General features: G+C 63.5%; 16 protein-coding genes and 1 pseudogene. 8 read left to right on the top strand and 9 right to left on the bottom strand.

The window, feature by feature from the left end; all coding sequences use genetic code 11:
- Positions 1 to 950: 950 nt before the first annotated feature.
- The 6 genes from V1293_RS06545 to V1293_RS06520 all read right to left on the bottom strand — a co-directional run bounded on the left by V1293_RS06545 (position 951) and on the right by V1293_RS06520 (position 8,691).
- Positions 951 to 3,683 (bottom strand): bifunctional diguanylate cyclase/phosphodiesterase, encoded by a 2,733-nt coding sequence (locus V1293_RS06545; protein WP_334507755.1) that lies wholly within the window; start codon positions 3,681 to 3,683, stop codon positions 951 to 953.
- A 290-nt stretch (positions 3,684 to 3,973) separates the two neighbouring features.
- Complete coding sequence (locus tag V1293_RS06540) at positions 3,974 to 4,243, bottom strand: hypothetical protein (protein ID WP_334507753.1); 270 nt, start codon at positions 4,241 to 4,243, stop codon at positions 3,974 to 3,976.
- Positions 4,244 to 4,351: 108 nt separating this feature from the next.
- A complete protein-coding gene (gene moaC / locus V1293_RS06535) occupies positions 4,352 to 4,870 on the bottom strand; it encodes a cyclic pyranopterin monophosphate synthase MoaC (RefSeq protein WP_334507751.1) in 519 nt (172 codons plus the stop codon).
- Positions 4,871 to 4,873: 3 nt separating this feature from the next.
- Positions 4,874 to 5,695 (bottom strand): indole-3-glycerol phosphate synthase TrpC, encoded by an 822-nt coding sequence (gene trpC, locus V1293_RS06530; protein ID WP_334507749.1) that lies wholly within the window; start codon positions 5,693 to 5,695, stop codon positions 4,874 to 4,876.
- Between the two features lie 18 nt (positions 5,696 to 5,713).
- Positions 5,714 to 6,727: an anthranilate phosphoribosyltransferase gene (gene trpD / locus V1293_RS06525; RefSeq protein WP_334507747.1), complete on the bottom strand. Its 1,014-nt coding sequence runs from the start codon at positions 6,725 to 6,727 to the stop codon at positions 5,714 to 5,716.
- Between the two features lie 62 nt (positions 6,728 to 6,789).
- A complete protein-coding gene (locus V1293_RS06520) occupies positions 6,790 to 8,691 on the bottom strand; it encodes a peptidylprolyl isomerase (protein ID WP_334507745.1) in 1,902 nt (633 codons plus the stop codon).
- A gap of 258 nt (positions 8,692 to 8,949) precedes the next feature.
- Between V1293_RS06520 and tpiA the strand changes: the two genes are divergently transcribed.
- Complete coding sequence (tpiA, locus tag V1293_RS06515; RefSeq protein WP_334507743.1) at positions 8,950 to 9,702, top strand: triose-phosphate isomerase; 753 nt, start codon at positions 8,950 to 8,952, stop codon at positions 9,700 to 9,702.
- Between the two features lies 1 nt (position 9,703).
- Here tpiA and V1293_RS06510 read toward each other — a convergent pair whose 3' ends face one another.
- On the bottom strand, positions 9,704 to 10,237 hold the full coding sequence (locus V1293_RS06510) for a GNAT family N-acetyltransferase (RefSeq protein WP_334516642.1): 534 nt from the start codon (positions 10,235 to 10,237) through the stop codon (positions 9,704 to 9,706).
- Positions 10,238 to 10,633: 396 nt separating this feature from the next.
- Positions 10,634 to 11,200: a helix-turn-helix domain-containing protein gene (locus tag V1293_RS06505; protein ID WP_334507741.1), complete on the bottom strand. Its 567-nt coding sequence runs from the start codon at positions 11,198 to 11,200 to the stop codon at positions 10,634 to 10,636.
- A gap of 228 nt (positions 11,201 to 11,428) precedes the next feature.
- On the opposite strand from V1293_RS06505, the gene secG reads away from it, so the two are divergent.
- The 7 genes and pseudogenes from secG to glsA all read left to right on the top strand — a co-directional run bounded on the left by secG (position 11,429) and on the right by glsA (position 18,903).
- Positions 11,429 to 11,809, top strand: coding sequence for a preprotein translocase subunit SecG (gene secG, locus V1293_RS06500; protein ID WP_334507739.1), 381 nt, complete (start codon positions 11,429 to 11,431; stop codon positions 11,807 to 11,809).
- A 166-nt stretch (positions 11,810 to 11,975) separates the two neighbouring features.
- A complete protein-coding gene (locus tag V1293_RS06495; protein ID WP_334507737.1) occupies positions 11,976 to 13,607 on the top strand; it encodes a CTP synthase in 1,632 nt (543 codons plus the stop codon).
- Positions 13,608 to 13,680: 73 nt separating this feature from the next.
- Positions 13,681 to 13,815: pseudogene (locus V1293_RS06490) on the top strand (ClpX C4-type zinc finger protein); the annotation flags it as partial.
- A gap of 415 nt (positions 13,816 to 14,230) precedes the next feature.
- Entirely contained in the window at positions 14,231 to 14,557 is a 327-nt protein-coding gene (locus tag V1293_RS06485) for an NIPSNAP family protein (RefSeq protein ID WP_057834587.1), read from the top strand.
- Positions 14,558 to 14,650: 93 nt separating this feature from the next.
- Positions 14,651 to 15,502 carry a 3-deoxy-8-phosphooctulonate synthase gene (kdsA, locus tag V1293_RS06480; protein WP_334507735.1) on the top strand — a complete coding sequence of 284 codons (852 nt, stop codon included), beginning with the start codon at positions 14,651 to 14,653 and terminating at the stop codon, positions 15,500 to 15,502.
- A gap of 14 nt (positions 15,503 to 15,516) precedes the next feature.
- Positions 15,517 to 16,689, top strand: a complete 1,173-nt coding sequence (locus tag V1293_RS06475) for an MFS transporter (RefSeq protein WP_334516641.1) — start codon at positions 15,517 to 15,519, stop codon at positions 16,687 to 16,689.
- Positions 16,690 to 17,028: 339 nt separating this feature from the next.
- Entirely contained in the window at positions 17,029 to 18,903 is a 1,875-nt protein-coding gene (gene glsA / locus V1293_RS06470) for a glutaminase A (RefSeq protein ID WP_442894214.1), read from the top strand.
- On the opposite strand, the gene V1293_RS06465 is transcribed toward glsA, so the two are convergent.
- A complete protein-coding gene (locus V1293_RS06465; protein WP_334507732.1) occupies positions 18,890 to 19,870 on the bottom strand; it encodes a hypothetical protein in 981 nt (326 codons plus the stop codon). The genes glsA and V1293_RS06465 overlap by 14 nt on opposite strands.
- Between the last annotated feature and the right edge of the window lie 71 nt (positions 19,871 to 19,941).

Here is a 19,941-nt window from a genome sequence, read left to right as displayed (position 1 = left end):
GCCGGTAGCTGCAGGACGGTCGCGCGCTGACCCTCTCTGTGCCTCGTTACGAGCAGCGATCCACCGAGCGAAATAGAATCGCTCGGTGGATGCTGATGGCTTTACCAGTCTCGGCCGATGCCGAAGCTGAACCCCGGCCCATAAACGCCTACGCCCGGCCTGCGATAGTAGCCGCGATCGTAGTCGTCATAGTATCGCGGAGCTGCATAGTAACCGTCTCTGACGATCGCGCGACTCCGGGTATTCCAGCATCGGCCGGCGTCGTCACAGATTACCCGTGCCTGATGAAGGAGGGGGGAACCGCCTCCAGTTTGAATCTCATCGGCCGCATATGCACTCGAGGCTATGAGTGCACCGGCGCCGGCGAGCAATGTCAGTGTCAGCTTTCTCATGTTCCTCTCCTCTGAGTGGAGGTCCTAAAGCAACGCCTCAATCAAGACGACGTTCCGGCAAGCGCTCGCCGACCTGGAGAGGCACCTAAATGGAACCCCAAGTGGAAAAGCTGTCTCAGCGAAAGACGGAGGGGAATGGCCTCTGCGCCTCTGCCGCTTCACTACCGCCGAATCCGGAGTGCGCTTGTTTTGATCCACCGGTGCGCATTTCGGCCTACTCACATAATCGCCATAGTTGGTCATGGAACCACTTCGGCAGGCGTCCGTTCGCCATTGGTATTCATTTGGCGGAGGGTGGCCGGGTAGGTCTGGATTTGGCGATTGGTATTACGGTGCACTTATCTCTTTCGATGACTGTGCTCGTTGACGGCGCTCTGGTCCGGACTGCTAGATGGCTGTGTGGGCCGCGTCCGCCCCGCTTCTGTAGCCCCAATCGCTGCGCGTTTGCGCGATTTTATTCAACACGTGCGCAATTGCGCACCAGGCAGGGACGACGAGGAGGAGGCTTCTCTCGCAATGATAGTTGCAGGAAGCGTCACGCAAAAACGCAGCGAGCGCCTACGCAGTCCTCGCCACCGGCTTGCGTCTGCGCGCCCGGCTCGGTTGTCCCAAGTCGGGTTTCTCCCGGTCCGCAAACAGCAGCGGCCTGATCTCGGCCGCCGGTTTCGGTGGGCTGAACAGGTAGCCCTGCATTTCCGAACAGCCGAGCTCGCGCAGCAATTCGCGTTGCTGCTCAGTCTCGACGCCTTCGGCCGTCGTCGTCATGTGGCGGTCGGCGGCGATGGTCACCACGGCCTGCACGATGCTGGACGATCCTTCCGGCTCGGCGATGCCGGTAATGAAGCAGCGGTCGATCTTGATCTTGTCAAACGGAAAGCGCTGCAGGTAGCTCAGCGAGGAATAGCCGGTGCCGAAATCGTCGAGCGCAATGCGGACCCCGATGGCGCGGAGGTCGTGCAGAACGGCCAGCGCCGCCTCGTCGTCCCTGATGAGCACGGCCTCGGTGATCTCGAGCTCCAGCCGGCTCGCGGCGAGGCCGGATGCGGCCAGCGCCGCCATCACCTTCAGCGCCAGCATGCCGCTCCTGAACTGGACCGGCGAGACGTTGACCGCAAGCCGGATATTGCCGGGCCAACTCGCCGCTTCTCTGCAGGCCGTGGTCAGCACCCACTCGCCGAGCTGGTTGATCAGGCCGGTATCCTCGGCAAGCGGGATGAACTCGGCGGGCGAAATCATGCCGCGCTGCGGATGGCGCCAGCGCACCAGCGCCTCGCAGCCGGTGATCGCGTTGGTCTGCAGGTCGAGGCAGGGCTGATAGTAGACCTCGAAGCCGCCGTCGACGAGCGCCTGGCGCAAATCCATTTCCAGGCTGCGGCGGGCGCGGACCTCGGCCTCCATGTCCGTTTCGAAGAAACGATAGGTGCGGCGGCCGGCGGCCTTGGCCGCGTACATTGCCAGATCAGCGTTCTTCAGAATCTGGTCGATATCGGAACCGTCCCGCGGCGCCAGCGCGATGCCGATGCTGGCGTCGGTGGTCACCTGATGGCCGAGGCATTGATAGGGCGAGCGGATCGCCTGGAAGATGCGGCTGACGAGCATCATCACGTCGTCGGTATCCTCGATCCCGGTCTGCACGATGGCGAACTCGTCGCCGCCGAGCCGGGCCACGAAGTCGGTCTTGCGCGCGCAGGCGGCGATGCTCGACGCGACCGATTTAAGAAGCTCGTCGCCGATCATGTGGCCGAGCGAATCGTTGACGCTCTTGAATTCGTCGATGTCGATATAGAGCACCGCCAGTTGCCGGTCCGGCGCGGCGTGGGACAGTTCGCGCTTGAGCCGTTCGTGGAACAGGGTGCGGTTCGGCAGATCGGTCAGCGCGTCGTAATGGGCGAGGTGGGTGATGCGTTCCTCAGCGCGGCGGCGCTCGGTGATGTCTTCATGCGTTGCCAGCCATCCGCCGTCCGGCACCGGCTCGTTGACGATCTGAATCGAGCGTCCGTCGGGCGTCGAGATGACCATGGCGTTACGATGGGCGATGTCGCGCATCACCACCTCGACGTATTGATCGATGTCGCCGACGAACGAGCCGGTTTCCTTGCGGTGGGCGATCACCTCGCGGAAGCTGCAACCCGGCTTCACGATTTCGGCCGAGAGGCCGTACATTTCGAGATATCGCCGGTTGCAGATGATGAGATGCTGCTTCGAGTCGAACAGCAGGAGGCCCTGCGTCATGTTGTTGACGGCGGTGTCGAGGCGCTGCTTCTCCAGCGACAGCCGCTGCTTGGACGCGCGGTGCTGATGCGACAGCTTGCGGACGACCACGAACAACAGGATGGCGATCGCGAGCACCGAAAGTCCGGTGACCGTGATCAGGATTGCGATCTGCTCGCGCCAATCGGCCAGTGCGACCGATATCGTCGTCGAAGCGATGATTAGAAGCGGAAAATTCGTCAGCGCGCGTGACGAGATCAGCCGGTCCTCGCCATCGATCGGGCTGGTGAGGCGCGACGTGCTGTGGGCCAGCTCGAACGCCTGCCGCTGGGCGGCCGGGCCGTTCTTGAAGTTCCTGCCGATCATATCGGCGACGTGCGGGTAGCGGGCGAGCAGCGTGCCGTCGCTGTGGAACATGGCGATGGAGGCGCCGGGTCCGAGCGCTACCGTCGCGAAGAATTTTTCGAAGTTGACGGGTTCGATGCCGCGGCCGATGACGCCGAGGAATTCGCCCTTCGGCCCGGTGACCTTGCGCGCGATCACCGTGGTCCAGGCGCCGGTGATGCGGCTGTAAACCGGCTCGACCAGCATCTCCGGCGATTGCGCGCCGGATTTGAAGGTCCTGAAGAAGGCGCGGTCTGCCGAGTTGACCGGTGGCGCCGGCCAGACGGCCGATGCGTTGATCAAATTGCCGTCGGCGTCGAAGATGTTGATGCCGCCGACATAGGACAACGCGTCGATCTTGGATTTCAGCATCAGATGGATGTCATGGCCGGACATCCGGCGCTTGTAGTTCTCGACGGTTGCGATCCCGCTGGAACGCATGAACGCGATCAGGTCCTTCTGGACGACCTGGAAGTCTTCGAGCTGCTGGTCGAAATGACGGGCCAGCAGCAGCACGGTGTTTTCAAGCTCGCGTTCGCTGTTGCGCAGCGCGCGCTCGCGGAAATTGCCGGCCATGACGGTCGCGCCGATGGCGATGGCGGCGATCAGGAGCGTGCCGCCCAGGATCAACCAGCGGATCGGGCCGCCGCGAAAGGTGGATGCAATCCTGAATGAGGTGGTGCCGGTTGAAGCCATTTGAACGCAATCGCTGCCGGGAAATGAACTGCCGGAAGCGAAGTTCTCACAACCCCCGGGTTCATAACTTCGATACCGCAGCCAAATGGATGTGACGTTAGCAAGTCTGGTTAATGAAGCGTTAGCGTTAGCCGGTGGTAGAGGGTTCCGCCGGCAATCACAGGGGAGCGCCGTTCGACGATGGAACCGGCTTGGCGTGACCGCAAAAATCGGGCGAACGGATGTTGACGGTCCGCCGATCGGTTGCAGAGGTTGCGAGAGCTGCAGGCTTTACGAAACCGGCGCTGTCGTCACTGCATGGACGTCCGGGATCTATGCGCGTGCTTCTTCACGATGATCCGCGCCGCTGGGGAGCCGTCCGGCGTCACGTAGCCCTGGTTGAACCGCCGCGGGTCGGTATAGGGATTGCCCGGACCTATGTTCTGGCAATTGGCGTTCGGATAGAAGAATGCGCAATAGCCGGGCTCGTAAATCACCTGCTGTGCCGTTGCAGGAGTCATGGCAGGCGCCGAGATCACGGCCAACGCAACCACCGCGCCAACAAGCCCGTAGATCGACATCGGTTTCCTCCTTGTGAAGGTCCTGAAGGAAACAACCCCGCGCGCTCGGAGCGCATTCCTCGCCGCGCCGGTCACACAAGCGTGACGACGGCAACGCGGTCGCCGGACTCAAGGCTCAGCGCGATAATGGCCGGATTTGCCGCCGATCTTCTCGATGAGATGGATGCCTTCGATACGAACGCCGCGCTCGACCGCCTTGATCATGTCGTAGATCGTGAGGCAGGCGACCGACACCGCCGTCAGCGCTTCCATCTCGACCCCCGTAGGGCCGGTGACCTTGACGGTGGCGCGGACGATGCAGCCGGGCAGTTTTTTGTCGGGCGTGATGTCGAGGGTGACCTTCGACAGCGCCAGCGGGTGGCACAACGGGATCAGTTCCGATGTGCGCTTGGCCGCCATGATGCCGGCGATGCGGGCCGCGCCCAGCACGTCACCCTTCTTGGCGTTGCCGGAGACAATCAAATCAAGCGTCGCCTTGGCCATGACCACGCGCCCCTCGGCAACGGCCGTGCGCTCGGTCGCCGCCTTGGCCGAGACGTCGACCATCCGCGCTTCGCCCGACGCATCGATATGGGTGAGGGCGGAGCCGCCTTTGGAAGCCCTGTCTTTGGATGCCTTGCCGGCCATCTCTCAGCCGGTCCCGGTCGCGCGCGGGCTATCGGCGCGCGTCAGCAGCGCGCGGGTCGCGGCCGTCACGTCGGCCTGCCGCATCAGGCTTTCGCCGACCAGGAAGGTCGACATGCCGACGCGCTCGAGCCGCGCCAGGTCCTCAGGCGCAAATATGCCGCTTTCGCCGACCATCAGGCGGTCTTTCGGAATCAGCGGCGCCAGCGCCTCGCTGGTCGCCAGCGTGGTCTCGAAGGTCCGCAAGTTGCGATTGTTGACGCCGATCATCGGCGAGCGAAGTTTCAGCGCGCGATCGAGCTCGGCGCGGTCGTGGATCTCGATCAGCACGTCCATGCCAAACGCAATGGCCGTGTCCTCCAGATCCCTGGCGATGGCGTCGTCGAGCGCGGCCATGATGATCAGGATGCAGTCCGCGTTATGGGCACGCGCTTCCAGCACCTGATAGGTGTCGAACAGGAAATCCTTGCGCAGCACCGGCAAGTTGGTCGCCGCGCGCGCCGCGACCATGTAGTCGAGGTGGCCCTGGAACGAGGGCGCGTCGGTCAGGATCGACAGGCAGGCCGCGCCGCCGGCCTCATAGGCCTTGGCAAGCGCCGGAGGATCGAAATCGGCGCGGATCAGTCCCTTCGAGGGCGATGCCTTCTTCACTTCCGCGATCAGCGCATAGTCGCCGCGCGAAAGCTTGTCGCGGATCGCGCGCTGAAAACCGCGCGGCGGCGATGCCGCCCTGGCGCGGGTTTCGACCTCGGACAACGGATGCGCCCGCTTGGCCGCGGCGATTTCCTCGCGCTTGTAGGCCTCGATCTTGGTCAGGATATCGGACATCTCTTACCGCCCCTCGGATCAGCCGCGTGAGACCGCGATCAGGTGTTTCAGCCGGGCCGCCGCCGCGCCGCTGTCGAGCGATTTGGCGCCGATCGCGACGCCTTCCTTCAGATCCTTGGCGCGGCCGGCCACGATCAACGCTGCCGCGCCGTTCAACAGCGCGACGTCGCGATAGGGGCTGGGCTTGCCGTTGAGCACGTTTTGCAGCGCCACCGCGTTGGCATCGGCATCGCCACCCTTGAGCGCGTCGCCACTGCAACAGGTAAGGCCCGCGTCCTCCGGCGTCACCTCGAAAGTGGTGATCTTGCCGTTGTCGAGGCTGGCGACGAAACTTGGCCCGGTGAGGGTGATTTCATCGAGCCCGTCGGAGCCGTGCACGACCCACACAGATTCGGAGCCGAGATTTTTCAGCACCTGCGCCAAGGGCTGCACCCAGTGCCGCGAGAACACACCGACCATCTGCCGCTTCACGCCGGCCGGATTGGAGAGCGGTCCGAGCAAATTGAAGATCGTGCGGGTGGCGAGCTCGACCCGGGTCGGGCCGACGTTCTTCATGGCCGGATGATGCGCAGGCGCGAACATGAAGCCGATGCCGGCCTCGGCCACGCAGCGGCCGACCTGATCGGGTGTCAGATCGATCTTGACGCCGAGCGAAGCCAGCACGTCGGCCGCGCCCGAGCGCGACGACAGCGCGCGGTTGCCATGCTTGGCGACGGGCACGCCGGCGCCCGCAACAATGAAGGCCGCGCAGGTCGAGACGTTGACCGAACCGGAACCGTCGCCGCCGGTGCCGACCACGTCGACGGCGTCCGCGGGCGCGTTGACCCGCAGCATCTTGCCGCGCATTGCCGACACCGCGCCGGTGATCTCGTCGACGGTTTCGCCGCGCACCCGCAGCGCCATCAACAGCCCGCCCATCTGCGAGGGCGTGGCCTCGCCGGACATCATGCTGTCGAAGGCGGAGGACGCCTCTTCACGCGACAGCGTCGCGCCGGTGGCGACTTTTCCGATGATAGATTTGAGGTCGTCCATCGCTTGGGCTTTCAGGATTGGGTGTCTTCTTGAAGCATGCCGGCAGTCCCGGCCGATCATGCTCAGTTGTTAGCGCCCGTCACCTGCGCGAAGGCGGCCTGGTTGATGGAGGTACCGATCTCGGATTCGATCTTCGTCACGTATTGCGCCACCTGTTCGTCGGTCAGGCCGCGCTGCAACACGTCCTTCAGTTTCTTCAGCTCATCGGAGGCGGCGTCGACCGGCGGCACGGTCACGTCGGTGACGCGGAACACGATCCACTCGCTGCCGCCGGCGCCCGGCGTCTGCCCGACGCCGTCCTTGGCGGTCCGGAATGCGGCCGTGATCGCGGCCGAAGGGACGCCCGAGAGCGAGGCGTCGCGGCGGAAGCCGGTCGCGGTCTCGACCTTCGAGCCGACCGCAGCCGCTTCGGCCGCGAGCGTGCCGCCTTGCTCGACCTTCTGCACCATCTCGGTTGCCTTCGTGCGCAGCTTGCTGGAAATCTGGTCTTCGCGCCATTTCGCCTCGACCTGGCTGCGGACCTCGTCGAGCGGGCGCTCGCGCGAGGGCGTGACGCCGAGCACGTCGTACCAGACATAGCCGCCGGCAAACTGGATCGGTTCGTTGTCGACGCCGACGTCGCTGTTGAAGGCCTGCGAGACCACATCGAGGCCGCGCGGAATGTTGGCCACCGGCTGGCCGTCGGGCGTGCGGCCGGAACGATCGACGGCGTCGATCGTGATCGCGGTCAGGCCGAGCTTCTGCGAGGCCTCGACCACATTGGCGCCGCCAGAGCGCTCGTCTTCCATCTTGTTCTGGATTTCACTGACCTTGGCGCGCGCGCGTTCGGTCGCGATCTCCTTCTTCACCTGGGCGGCGACGCTTTCAAAACTGGGCGTCGTGCCGGGCTCGATCTTGCCGATCTTGACCAGCGCCACGCCAAAGCGCCCCTGCAAGGGCTGGCTGATTTCGCCCGATGGCAGCGCGAACGCTGCATCCGCAATCGCGGGATCGATGATTGCGTTCTTTGCGATCATGCCGAGGTCGACGTCGGCCAGGTTGAGATTGCGCTCCTTGGCGACGTCGTCGAACGATGTTCCCGACGTGATGCGGCCGCGCGCGGCCAGCGCTTCGCCTTCGTTCGGAAAAAACATCTGCGACACTTCGCGCTTTTCCGGCGTGCCGATCTGGTCGCGACGCTGCTCGAAGATCTTCTTCGCATCCTCGTCGGTGACCTCGGTCCATTTGCCGATCTCTTCGGGACTGATCACGACAAAGGACAATTTGCGATATTCGGGTGCGCGGAACTGGGCCTTGCGGTCCTCGAAATAGGCCGCCAGCGCCTCGGGCGAGGGCGGGTCGATCGTGCCGGCCTGCGCGGCGTCGAGTTTGACGTACTCGATCGAGCGCTGCTCGTTCTGGAAACGGGTCATGGCGTCGATCAAGACCTTCGGCGGCTCGATCCCGGCCGAGACGGCGCCGGCGATCTGACGCCGCAGCCCGACGCGCCGCTGTTCGGCGAGATAGCGTTGTTCGGTGTAGCCGAACTGGCGGATCGTGGCCTGGAAGCGCTGCGGGTCGAACTTGCCGCCCAACCCCCTGAAATTGGGATCGCTGTAGATCAGCCGCATGGTTTCTTCCTGGGACTGGGCGAGCCCCATGCGCCGGGCTTCCTCGTCCAGCGCGGCTTCGGCGATGGTCTGTTGCAGCACCTGCCGATCGAGCCCGAAGGCGCGGGCCTGTTCAGAGGTCAGCGGGCGGCCGAAACTGCGGCCGAGCTGCTGCAGCTTTTCGGTATAGATCTGGCGGAATTGCTCGGTCGAAATCTCGGTCTTGCCGATCTTGGCGAGCGACGACTGGCCGAACCCCTTGAAGATGTCGGCAATGCCCCAAACTGCGAAACTGACAATCAAAACGCCCATCACAACGGCCATCACAGCCTTGCCGAGCCAGTTTGATGAGGCTTTCCGAATTCCTCGAAGCATAGGTCCAACTTGTTTTTGCAGGAGAGGGGAACCGGCTCGTGCCCTTAAGAAAATTCGATTCCGTTCAGGATCGACTTCCGCAACAGGGCGTCACCGAGTTGAAAACGCATCATAAAGTGGCAAGGCCCCCCTCGCAACCTCGGCAGCGTGGGCCATTTGAAGCGGTTAACGGCTTGGGGACCGCCCAACCGGTATCTGGAACTGGCGGCGCGCCTCTGCTAGCGCATCTGCAACGCTGACATTTGCGGGATAATTGACATGACCGACGCCATCCGGCCGCTGATCGCCGGCAACTGGAAGATGAACGGACTGAAATCCTCCCTGGTCGAGTTCGAGGCCATGATCGCGGGAGCAGGCGCGCTGGCCGGCAAGGCCGACCTGCTGGTTTGCCCCCCGGCAACCCTGATCGCGGGTTTCGCCGACAAGGCGCTCGGCTCAAAGCTGGCCATCGGCGCCCAGGATTGCCACGCCAAGGCGTCGGGCGCTCATACCGGCGATCTCGCGGCGGAAATGCTGGCGGATGCCGGCGCCAGCGCCATTATCGTCGGGCATTCGGAGCGGCGTGCCGACCATGGCGAGACCGACGCGGTGGTCCGGCAGAAGGCGGAAGCGGCCTGGCGGGCGGGGCTATCGGCCATCGTCTGCATCGGCGAGACCCAGAAGCAGCGCGATGCCGGCCAGACGCTGGATGTCTGCGGCAGCCAGCTTGCGGGTTCGCTACCGGACGGCGCGACGGCGGCCAATCTGGTGGTGGCCTATGAGCCGGTCTGGGCGATCGGCACCGGGTTGACGCCGACGCCTGGAGATGTCGAGCAAGTTCACCGCTTTATCCGCGGTGTTCTCACCAGCCGATTTAAGGCTGAAGGTGGCAAGATCCGGATTCTCTACGGCGGCTCGGTGAAACCCTCCAACGCGGCGGAATTGATGGCGGTCGCCGACGTCAACGGCGCGCTGGTCGGCGGCGCCAGCCTGAAGGCTGTGGATTTTCTGGCGATTGCGGAGGCGTGCTAGCTCAAACGGGTACGCCTGCCTGCAATCGCTTCCAGTAGATCAGCGTGCCCGTGAGCCCACCGTAAGGCTTGAAGGCGTAATCCGGGATCAATCCGGCGAGCTTAAATCCCACCCGCTCGTAGAGTCCGGCTGCGCCCTCGTCTTCGGCGGTGTCGAGCACCAGTAGCCAGCGCCCGTGCTTGATCGCCGCTCGTTCGGCTTCGCGTAGCAGCGCCGTGGCGACGCCGCGGTGACGGTGACTGAGGCGTGTCAGCATTTTAGCGATCTCGGCGCGATGCGGTTGGTTCTGCGAGAGCTTGAGCAGGAGGGTTACGGTCCCGATCAGCTCTGCGCCATCAAAGGCGCCCAGAACGATCCGCTCGCCGCGGTCGGCCGAGCCAAGCGAGTCGCGCCAAAATGCTTTGGCCTCCTGCAATGGAAGGGGGTGCATGAAGCTGACCGATCCGCCATTTGCGACGGCTTCGACCAACATTTCACTGAGCATCGCGCAGGTATCGGGCGAGGATTGCAATGCTCTGATCTGGATATCCGGCATCAATAATGGCTCCGGGCGAATGAAGTGGCCTTCCGGGTTGTTCCGATCGGTAGCCGCATGGGCGGCCCGCCGCTGCTTGATCTCTGCAATCCGTTCGACATCCTCGATCTGCAGGTGACGGCCGCGTTCGAGAATTTCCAATGTGTATTCTTCGTAGGTGAGCCCAAGCCGCTCGGCCTTCCTGATGCGAAACGCGACGATGCCGGGCGAGGGGTTCTTCCAGGCCGCGCGATGCGCCGCCTTCCAATAAAAGTAGTTTCCGATTCCCCCGTCGCCCCATTCGGGCCGATGCTCTTCGTCGAGCGGCGGGCCGCCATTGTGGCCGGTGGGAGCGGCGTTTGCCGGGCTCGTCGGGTCAGCCGGAGAGCTCCTGATTTCGATCTCCGACATCGAAGGCTAGCTCCGGGCAAGGGCAACGACGTAGGTGCAGGGCGAATTGGTTTCGTTGGCGAAGGTCACTTCCGCCGGCGGACCGAATCCGAGGCAGTCGCCGGTGCCGAGTTCGTGGCGTTCGCCGCCTTCAATGATCACGAGCGCGCCCGACAGCACCCATAGGGCCTGGCGGATATGGGCGTAGGATGACGTCGGTAGCGTCACGCGCTGCTTTGCCGGCATTTCGACCCTGATGATTTCGATGGGATGATCGGGCCGGACGAACACCTGGCGGCGCAGATAGCCGGTTTCGGGATCGCGCCACACCGGCTGTTCCGCGTAGCGCGAAAGACGCCCTTGCTGGCTTTCGGCGCGCAGCATCAGGCCGGCGAGGGTGAGGTCGAAGGCGCTGGCGAGCCGAACCAGCACGACTGCGGTCGGGCTGACCTCGGCGCGCTCGATCTTGCTGATGGTGGCCTTGGAAACCCCGGAGCGCTCGGCGAGATCGGCCAGGGACCAGCCGCGGCTGTCGCGCTCGAGCCGCAGGCGGTGGGCGAGCCGGGCGCTGAGATCGTCTATTATAGTATCCATATGTCTATTATAAGAGAAATTGGCGCAACCTCAAGCCTCTGGATTCGAAGTCGGTCGGGAGCTGGGGACAGCCTTGCCATCGCCCCTGCGGCAATTATCTCCGGGGCTGCGGTTGGGGGTGACAATGCCCCGTCCGATCGTGTAACACCGCGCAACTTCAGGAAAACCCGCAAGCTCTTGGTGCAGCCGAAGCCCGGCGCTGTCAGCTTGTGACGGAAGGTTTTTAAGATGCAGACCGTCATTATCGTTGTTCACCTCATGATCGTCTCGGTGCTGATTGGCACCGTGTTGCTGCAGAAATCCGAAGGCGGCGGCCTCGGCATGGGCGGCGGCGCCGGCTTCATGTCGAGCCGCGGCACCGCCAATCTCTTGACGCGGACTACGGCGATCCTGGCAGGGATTTTCTTCCTGACCAGCATGGCGCTGGCCTGGCTCGCCGGCGTCGACCGCAAGCCGGCCTCGATCCTCGGCACCGCGCCGGCGACGCAATCCCAGCCGGGTGGCGCCACGCCGGTCGCTCCGCCGACCTCCGGCGGCGTGCTCGATACGCTCAAGAAGGTGGATGAACAGCAGGGCCAGTCGGGCCCGCAGGCCCCGCGTTCGCAATAAAGCAGGGTGGCTATGCAGGACGGCCTCTACCGTCCTGCATCAGAACTTCCCATCAATGCTCTGATATCGCTTTAAAATTCTCGTCACCCACAGCCCGGCAGAATGTTCGCCCGTGCATGCGATTCGTTTTGGCGAATCGGGCCAGTGGCCTTAAAGGTTGAGTCCCATGGCGCGGTACATATTCATCACCGGCGGCGTGGTTTCTTCGCTCGGAAAGGGTTTGGCTTCGGCGGCACTCGGTGCCCTGCTGCAGGCTCGCGGGTACAAGGTCCGTCTCCGCAAACTCGACCCCTATCTCAACCTCGATCCCGGAACGATGTCGCCGTATCAGCACGGCGAAGTGTTCGTGACCGATGACGGCGCCGAGACCGATCTCGATCTCGGCCATTACGAGCGCTTCACCGGGCGGCCGGCCACCAAGGCCGACAACATCACCACCGGGCGCATCTATCAGGACATCATCACCAAGGAACGCCGCGGCGATTATCTCGGCGCGACGATTCAAGTCGTTCCCCACGTCACCAACGCGATCAAGGAATTCGTTCTTTCCGGCAATGACGAATATGATTTCGTGCTGGTCGAGATCGGCGGCACCGTCGGTGACATCGAGGGCCTGCCGTTCTTCGAGGCGATCCGTCAGCTCAAGAACGAACTGCCGCGGGATCACGCCGTCTATATTCATTTGACGCTGCTGCCGTTCATTCCAAGCGCCGGCGAACTGAAGACCAAGCCGACCCAGCACTCGGTGAAGGAACTGCGCTCGATCGGCATCCAGCCGGATATTTTGCTGTGCCGTACCGACCGCGAAATCCCGAAGGAAGAGCGGCGCAAGCTCGGCCTGTTCTGCAACGTGCGCGAAAGCGCCGTGATCGAGGCGAGGGATGTCGACAACATCTACGCGGTCCCTGAGGCCTATCACGCCGCCGGTCTCGACGACGAGGTGCTGGCTGCATTCGGCATCACGCCGAAAATTCCGCCGGCGCTGCAGAGCTGGAACGTCATCAACGAGCGCGTGCGCAACCCCGAAGGCGCGGTGACCATTGCCATCGTCGGCAAGTACACCGGCATGAAGGACGCCTACAAATCGCTGATCGAGGCGCTCTCCCATGGCGGCATCGCCAACAAGGTGAAGGTCAATCTCGACTGGATCGAGAGCGAGGTGTTCGAGAACGAAGATCCCGCGCCGTTCCTCGAACACGTCAACGGCATCCTGGTGCCCGGCGGCTTCGGCCAGCGCGGTGCCGAAGGCAAGATCCGCGCGGCGCAGTTCGCCCGCGTGCGCGACGTGCCGTATTTCGGCATCTGCTTCGGCATGCAGATGGCGGTCATCGAGGCCGCGCGCAATCTCGTCGGCATCGAGGAAGCGAACTCCACCGAATTCGGCCCGACCAGGGAGCCGCTGGTCGGCCTGATGACGGAATGGCTGCGCGGCAACGAGCTGGAGAAGCGGTCGAAGTCGGGCGACCTCGGTGGCACCATGCGCCTCGGCGCGTATCCCGCAACGCTGAAACGCGGCAGCCGGGTATCGGCAGTCTATGGCGGCGCGACCGAGATTTCGGAACGTCATCGCCACCGCTACGAAGTCAACACCGCTTACAAGGACCGGCTCGAACAGCACGGGCTGCGCTTCTCAGGCCTGTCGCCCGACGGCGTGCTGCCGGAGATCGTCGAATACGAGGACCATCCCTGGTTCATCGGCGTGCAATTCCACCCCGAGCTGAAGTCGCGGCCGTTCGAACCGCATCCGCTGTTTGCATCGTTCATTCAGGCGGCGGTGGTGCAGAGCCGGTTGGTGTAGTTGTCAAGGGTTCCTTGACAAGGGTTCCCGCCCGAGTATTGTCAAGCCTTCCTTGACAGGAGGGGCTAGCGCCATGGCGGTGAAGCGGGCTGAAAAAGCGTCGCAGCAGTCCTTGTACTGCTCGTTCTGCGGTAAGGATTCCGCGAGCGTGAAAGCCCTGATCGCTGGGCCCACCGTCTTCATTTGCGACGAATGCGTCGCGGTCTGCAACCAGTGTCTGGGCGGCGGACCGGTACCGGTGCAGAGCACCGACTGGGATCAATATCCCGACGAGGACCTGATCGGTCTCCTCGGGCGAACGGCGGCGATCGCCGATAGCGCCGGCGAGATGCTCAACAGCCACGTCGACGCCCTGCGCAAACGCGATGTGACGTGGGAGGCGATCGGCAAAGCGCTCGGCGTCTCCCGGCAAGCCGCATGGCAGCGGTTTTCCTGAGGCTGCGAGAATCGTAGAGTGGGCAAAGCGACTTGTCCGCCGTAGCTCAACGAGCGAAGGCGGAAGCGTGCCCAACATTCGAGACACGGCGCGAAGAGCGCGCCTTTGCCTGCACCTTTGACGAATGCGCCAATTGTTGCGACAAACCGCTCCCTGAACTGCAAAAACAATAAAGGGAGTGCCACCGATGATCATGGAAATGCGCGTCTATCGCTGTCTGCCGGGCCGTCTGCCGGCGCTGATGAAGCGGTTCGATACGCTGACGCTGAAACTATGGGACAAGCACGGCATCAAGCAGGCCGGCTTCTACACCACGCTGATCGGCACCTCCAATCAGGAACTGACCTATTTCGTCGCCTGGGACTCGCTTGCCGATCGCGAGAAGAAATGGACCGCATTCCAGTCCGATCCGGATTGGATCGCCGGCCGCGCCAAGAGCGAGGAGGACGGCCAGATCATCGACAACATCGTCAGCCAGCTGCTGGTGCCGACGGCGTTCTCCGCGGTAAAATAGCCGCCGGCGCAACCCTGATATTTTGGGGTTAAACGGGGTTGATCCTGAGGTCGCGGACCGGCATGGTCCGCGTCAGATACGAAGGAAAATCCCTTGAACGCGAAACTCGATGCAGCCCCGGTCGTCTCGGTCGGCCCGGTCAAATTCGGCAATACCTTGCCGATTTCGATCATTGCCGGCCCTTGCGCACTTGAGAGCCGTGCGCACGCCCTTGAAGTGGCGACCGCGCTGAAGGAGATCGCGGGCCGCCTTAAGATTGGCCTCGTCTACAAGACCTCCTTCGACAAGGCCAACCGCACCTCAGGCTCAGCCGGTCGCGGCATTGGCCTGGCGCAGGCCTTGCCAATCTTCGCCGAGATCCGCTCTTCGCTCGGTTTGCCCGTGCTGACCGACGTGCACGAGCCCTCGCAATGCGCGGAAGCCGCACAGGCGGTCGACGTGTTGCAGATTCCGGCCTTCCTGTGCCGGCAGACGGATCTGCTGCTGGCAGCGGCGGCGACCGGCAAGGTCGTCAACGTCAAGAAGGGCCAGTTCCTCGCGCCATGGGAAATGGCGAACGTCGTCACCAAGGTCACCGGCGGCGGCAATCCAAATGTGCTGGTGACCGAACGCGGCGCCTCGTTCGGCTACAACACGCTTGTCTCCGACATGCGCGCGCTGCCGATCATGGCGCAAACCACCGGCGCGCCCGTTATTTTCGACGCCACCCATTCGGTGCAGCAGCCGGGCGGGAAGGGCACTTCATCCGGGGGCCAGCGCGAATTCGTTCCCGTGCTGGCGCGGGCGGCGGTCGCGGTCGGCGTCGCCGGCGTGTTCATCGAGACCCATCCCGATCCCGATCGCGCGCCGTCGGACGGGCCCAACATGGTGCCGCTGCGCGAGTTCGAAGCGTTGGTGAAGAGGCTGATGGCGTTCGACGCACTTGCCAAGCACGCTGCGCCGTGAGCGCCACCAGCGCCATGCCGCCGGCGCTCAATATCATTGCACTCGCGACCTTTTCGGCAGCCCTGTCCGCCCGCGCGCTGGATCCGGTGCTGCCGCACGTGGCCGAGGATTTTTCCGTCAGCATCGCCACCGCCGCCAGCTTCGCCGCCGTCTTCGCCTTCACCTTTGCCATCATCCAGCCTGTGCTTGGCGCCATGGCCGACATGTTCGGCAAGGCCCGGCTGATGATCGTGTGCCTGGTGCTGCTCGGGCTTGCCAACATTCTCGGCGCGATGGCAACCTCGTTCCCGCTGCTGTTTGCAAGCCGGATTCTCGCCGGCATCGGCTCCGGCGGCGTATTCCCGGTCTCACTCAGCCTGACCAGCGATCTCGTCGGCCCGGAAAAACGCCAGGTCGCGATCGGTCGCACGCTGGCGGGCGCGATGACCGGCAATCTGCTCGGGGCTTCCGCGTCCGGCCTGATCGGAGACGTTCTCGGCTGGCGCGGCGTGCTCGCCGTGCTCGGCGTGCTTGTCGTGTTGGCTTCGCTCGCGGTGGCCGCCGGGTTTCGCGGTGCCGCGCTGACGCGTCCGCCGCGCACGAGTCTGTCAGTCCTCCTGAAAGGCTATCGCACGATTTTCACGAATCCGAATGCGCGCATCTGCTATGGGGCCGTGTTCATCGAAGGCTGCTGCGTGCTCGGCCTGTTTCCCTTCATCGCGGCCTTCCTGTTCGAGTTCGGCGAAACCTCGCTGTCGATCGCCGGCATCGTCATCGCGGGCTTCGCCGTCGGCGGGCTGTTCTACACCATGACAGTGTCGCGGCTTCTGCCGAGGATCGGCGTCAACGGCATGATGATCGGCGGCGCGGCGCTGGTTGGCGTGCAACTCATCGCGGTGGCGATGGGGCCGGAATGGAAGCTGCAAACGCTCAGCCTGATGTTCATGGGCTGGGGGTTCTACATGATCCACGGCAGCCTGCAGGTATTCGCCAGCGAATTGTCGGGGGAAGCGCGCGCGACCGCGCTGTCGCTGCACGCGTTCTTTTTCTTCATGGGCCAGACCATCGGCCCGATCGCCTACGGTTTCGGCATCCAGCATGCCGGCAAGGTCCCGACCTTGCTTACCGCAGCCGCCATCATGATCGCGCTCGGCTTTGTCTGCGCAAGGCTGCTGCGCCAGACGCGGCCGGCGGACGCGGCGACGTAGCCTGCAGCTAGAAAAACCCGATGACGTATTCGACGAGATAGACTGTCGTCACATAGGCGAGGGTGCCGATCGCCAACAGGGCAACCGACAGCCATACCCACAGGGGTGTCGTTTCCTTGGTCATGCTGATTGCTCACGCCGTAGCGCGCCGCAAACCTGGCAGCGCTGATTTCCCCCGGCCGATCGACCATGGCGTAAATCCGGCTCGAATAGCAGGAAATGGTGGGCTAGCGGCAGGATGACGCACATCTGCTGCGTGTGACCGGGTTCAGGCGCCGAGGTCAGGTAGCCACCCATGGCACGGGGATTGCTTCGATTCTTGCCATTTAAGGTGAGAACGTGGACGCCCAGATTAGCCACCCGGCCAAAGACAATATAGCCGCTCGCAATACCGGTTATGCCAACGAGCCTCCGTTGCAGCGTTTCCTGACAGCCTGCTACGAGGAATTCAAATCGGACAATTCCGGCGCGGTTGCCGATTACATTCCGGAGCTGAAGCGTGCAAACCCCGCGCATTTCGGCATCGGCCTCGTCACCATCGATGGCCATGTCTATGAGGTCGGCAACAGCGCCGTGCCCTTCACCATTCAATCGGTCTCAAAAGCCTTCGTGTTTGCGCTTGCGCTCGACATGGTTGGCGAGGATCGCGTCGCGGCCGCAATCGGCGTCGAGCCGAGCGGCGAGGCATTCAATTCGATCCGCCTGACCAACGATAACCGGCCGTTCAACCCGATGGTCAATGCCGGCGCGATCGCCTGCTCAGGCCTGATCCATCAAGCGGACGGCGCTCACGCGTTCGAGCGCATCCGCGAGAAGCTCAGCCAGTTTGCCGGGCGCGAGCTTGGCGTCGACGATGCCGTGCACGCATCCGAAGCGCTGACCGGCAACCGCAATCGCGCGATCGCCTGGCTGTTGCGGAATTATCTGGTGCTGCAGGACGACGTCGATGCGGTGCTCGACACCTACTTCCGGCAATGCGCCATCCTGGTCACCGCGCGCGATCTTGCGGTGATGGCAGCGACGCTCGCCAATCGCGGCGTCAATCCGGTGACGGGCGTTCCCGTCATTTCACCCAACATCGTGGCGCGCACGCTCTCGGTCATGACCAGTTCGGGCATGTATGATTACGCCGGCGAATGGATCTACCGCGTCGGCATCCCCGCCAAGAGCGGCGTCGGGGGCGGCATCGTGGCTGCACTTCCGTCGCAGATGGGGCTTGGTACGTTTTCGCCATGCCTCGACAGCCATGGCAACAGCGTGCGTGGCTTGAAAGTATGCGAAGCGCTGTCGTCGCGCTTCGACCTGCATATGCTCAACCGCAGCGCCGATGTCCGCACCTGCGTCATTGCCGATTACGACATTTTCGGCATTTCATCTCGCCGCAGCCGCCAGCCGCACGAGCAGCAGATCCTCGACGAACGCCACCGCGATATCCGCGTGATCGAACTGGTCGGCGCGCTGAATTTTGCCGCGATCGACTATGTAACACGGCGGCTGGCCGGCGAGCCGCCGAACGCGGCGCTGCTAATTCTCGATTTTCGGCGGGTGCCGGACCTGACCGCGGCGGGCGCACAGTTGCTCAGCGAGAACCTCGCCATGCTTGGCAACGCCGGCGTCACCGCGATCCTGACCGGCCTGGAGGCCACATCGGCGGTATGGACGGAGATTCGTGCGCGTACCGCCGTACCGCAAAGGCTGCGCCGTTTCGCGCTTCTCGACGAAGGCATCGAGTGGGCGGAGGATCAGGTGATCTATCGTTATGGCGGTTTCACCTCGTCAAAGGAAACCAGCCATCTCGGTGAGCAGGCGCTGCTGGCCGAACTGGCACCGGAGGAAATCGCGGCACTCGCCGAGCTGTCGACCATGCGCCGCTATGAAGCTGGCCAGCGCATCATCAGCGCAGGCGAGCCCGCCAATTCGCTGTTTTTCCTGCAAAGCGGAATGGTGAGCGTGAAGCTGCCGAGCGGGGTGCGGCTGGCGTCGCTCGGGCCCGGCATGGAATTCGGCGAGATGGCGATTATCGAACGGCATCGCAGCGCCGATGTCTGGGCGGACACGGCCGTGAAATGCCTTGAACTGCCGCTCGACAGTTTCGCCGACTACCGCCGGCTCCATCCGCAGATCGCGATGAAGATCATGCGCAATCTTTCCGCTCTGCTGGCGCGACGCCTGATCCTCGCCAATGCCAAGGTCGACCTGCTCAGCGCGTATTGAGTGCCGCAGAAAGCAGCGCCTGCGCCTGTCGGGTCGCCTCGGCAAACGAAGCCTGCTTTGGCGCATTCAGCGTGAAGCAGCGCTTGTATCCGTCTTCGCCTTTCTGGCGCAGTTTTCCCAATTTGTCGTAGGTCTTCCTGTCGATTTTCTCGAAGCGGAGATCGTCTTCGGGCTGTTCGGCCTTTTTGTTGTAGCTGGTTCGGATGGCGATGCAGGCGGGAACTTGCACCTTAGGATCGATCGATCCGTAGGCGACGTACACCTTGCCATTGGTGATCGCAGCGACGAAGACGGTGTCGGCGGCGTTGGGAATGTCCGACTGGGTTCGGCCCGCCAGCATCCCATACGCGAAGGTCGCGCCGGCAGGCTTTGCGATGGGCAGCGAATTGAAATTCACCACCGCGGAGCCGCTGGATACCGCCTGAGTATAGAAACTCTCGTCCTTCAGCGCCGCGCCGATCTGCTGCGGCACGTTCTTGACGTTGTTGTTCCACCACTCCTTGTGGGCGTGCAGCCATCGTTCGAACAGCGTTTGCGTCGTGACGATGATATGCGCCCGTGGCTCGACATACTTCCCGTCGGCGCCGTCCTGGCCGGCCTTTTCGCCGTTCCTCCCGACCACGGCTTCGAAGCGCAGCCCGTCGAGCATGCCGAAACCCTCGTCGCCCCTGTTGAAAGTGTCGATGTGGAGCTTGGGCGGGCCAAAGCCCTCACGCGCGGCTTCGTTGAGAATGGCGCGCATCTGCGCCGCGAGATCGGCGCTCGCTGCTTCCTCGGCCTTCCGGGCAGCATCGTCGGTGTTTCCGGCATCGTAGATCGCCGAAATTTTCTCGATCGCGGCGTCGCGCGCGGCGATGTAGCGGTCTTCAGCCGCTTTTGCCGGCGGTGCGGCGGTCGCGCTCGAGATTGTGGCGGCGAAACAGAGCGGGGCCATCAGCCCGAGAATGGCGGAGAAGGCATTGTGCATGTGCGGTGGTCGGCCGCAGGCGCCGTCTGGTTCAAGGAGAACGATCGAGATCAACCTCTCTCACGTCGCAG

The sequence above is a fragment of the Bradyrhizobium sp. AZCC 1693 genome (assembly GCF_036924745.1).
Taxonomy (GTDB): Bacteria; Pseudomonadota; Alphaproteobacteria; order Rhizobiales; family Xanthobacteraceae; genus Bradyrhizobium.
Note: the sequence above shows the minus strand (reverse complement) of the source record. Positions and strands in the feature narration are given on the sequence as shown.

Bases quoted from the DNA above. Each gene is read 5' to 3' on its own strand.
- tpiA (WP_334507743.1), top strand. From the start codon at position 8,950: ATGACCGACGCCATCCGGCCGCTGATCGCCGGCAACTGGAAGATGAAC.
- V1293_RS06505 (WP_334507741.1), bottom strand. From the start codon at position 11,200: ATGGATACTATAATAGACGATCTCAGCGCCCGGCTCGCCCACCGCCTG.
- secG (WP_334507739.1), top strand. From the start codon at position 11,429: ATGCAGACCGTCATTATCGTTGTTCACCTCATGATCGTCTCGGTGCTG.
- V1293_RS06510 (WP_334516642.1), bottom strand. From the start codon at position 10,237: ATGCCGGATATCCAGATCAGAGCATTGCAATCCTCGCCCGATACCTGC.
- V1293_RS06520 (WP_334507745.1), bottom strand. From the start codon at position 8,691: ATGCTTCGAGGAATTCGGAAAGCCTCATCAAACTGGCTCGGCAAGGCT.
- V1293_RS06475 (WP_334516641.1), top strand. From the start codon at position 15,517: ATGCCGCCGGCGCTCAATATCATTGCACTCGCGACCTTTTCGGCAGCC.
- V1293_RS06545 (WP_334507755.1), bottom strand. From the start codon at position 3,683: ATGGCTTCAACCGGCACCACCTCATTCAGGATTGCATCCACCTTTCGC.
- trpC (WP_334507749.1), bottom strand. From the start codon at position 5,695: ATGTCCGATATCCTGACCAAGATCGAGGCCTACAAGCGCGAGGAAATC.
- moaC (WP_334507751.1), bottom strand. From the start codon at position 4,870: ATGGCCGGCAAGGCATCCAAAGACAGGGCTTCCAAAGGCGGCTCCGCC.
- trpD (WP_334507747.1), bottom strand. From the start codon at position 6,727: ATGGACGACCTCAAATCTATCATCGGAAAAGTCGCCACCGGCGCGACG.
- V1293_RS06495 (WP_334507737.1), top strand. From the start codon at position 11,976: ATGGCGCGGTACATATTCATCACCGGCGGCGTGGTTTCTTCGCTCGGA.
- V1293_RS06465 (WP_334507732.1), bottom strand. From the start codon at position 19,870: ATGCACAATGCCTTCTCCGCCATTCTCGGGCTGATGGCCCCGCTCTGT.
- V1293_RS06485 (WP_057834587.1), top strand. From the start codon at position 14,231: ATGATCATGGAAATGCGCGTCTATCGCTGTCTGCCGGGCCGTCTGCCG.
- V1293_RS06540 (WP_334507753.1), bottom strand. From the start codon at position 4,243: ATGTCGATCTACGGGCTTGTTGGCGCGGTGGTTGCGTTGGCCGTGATC.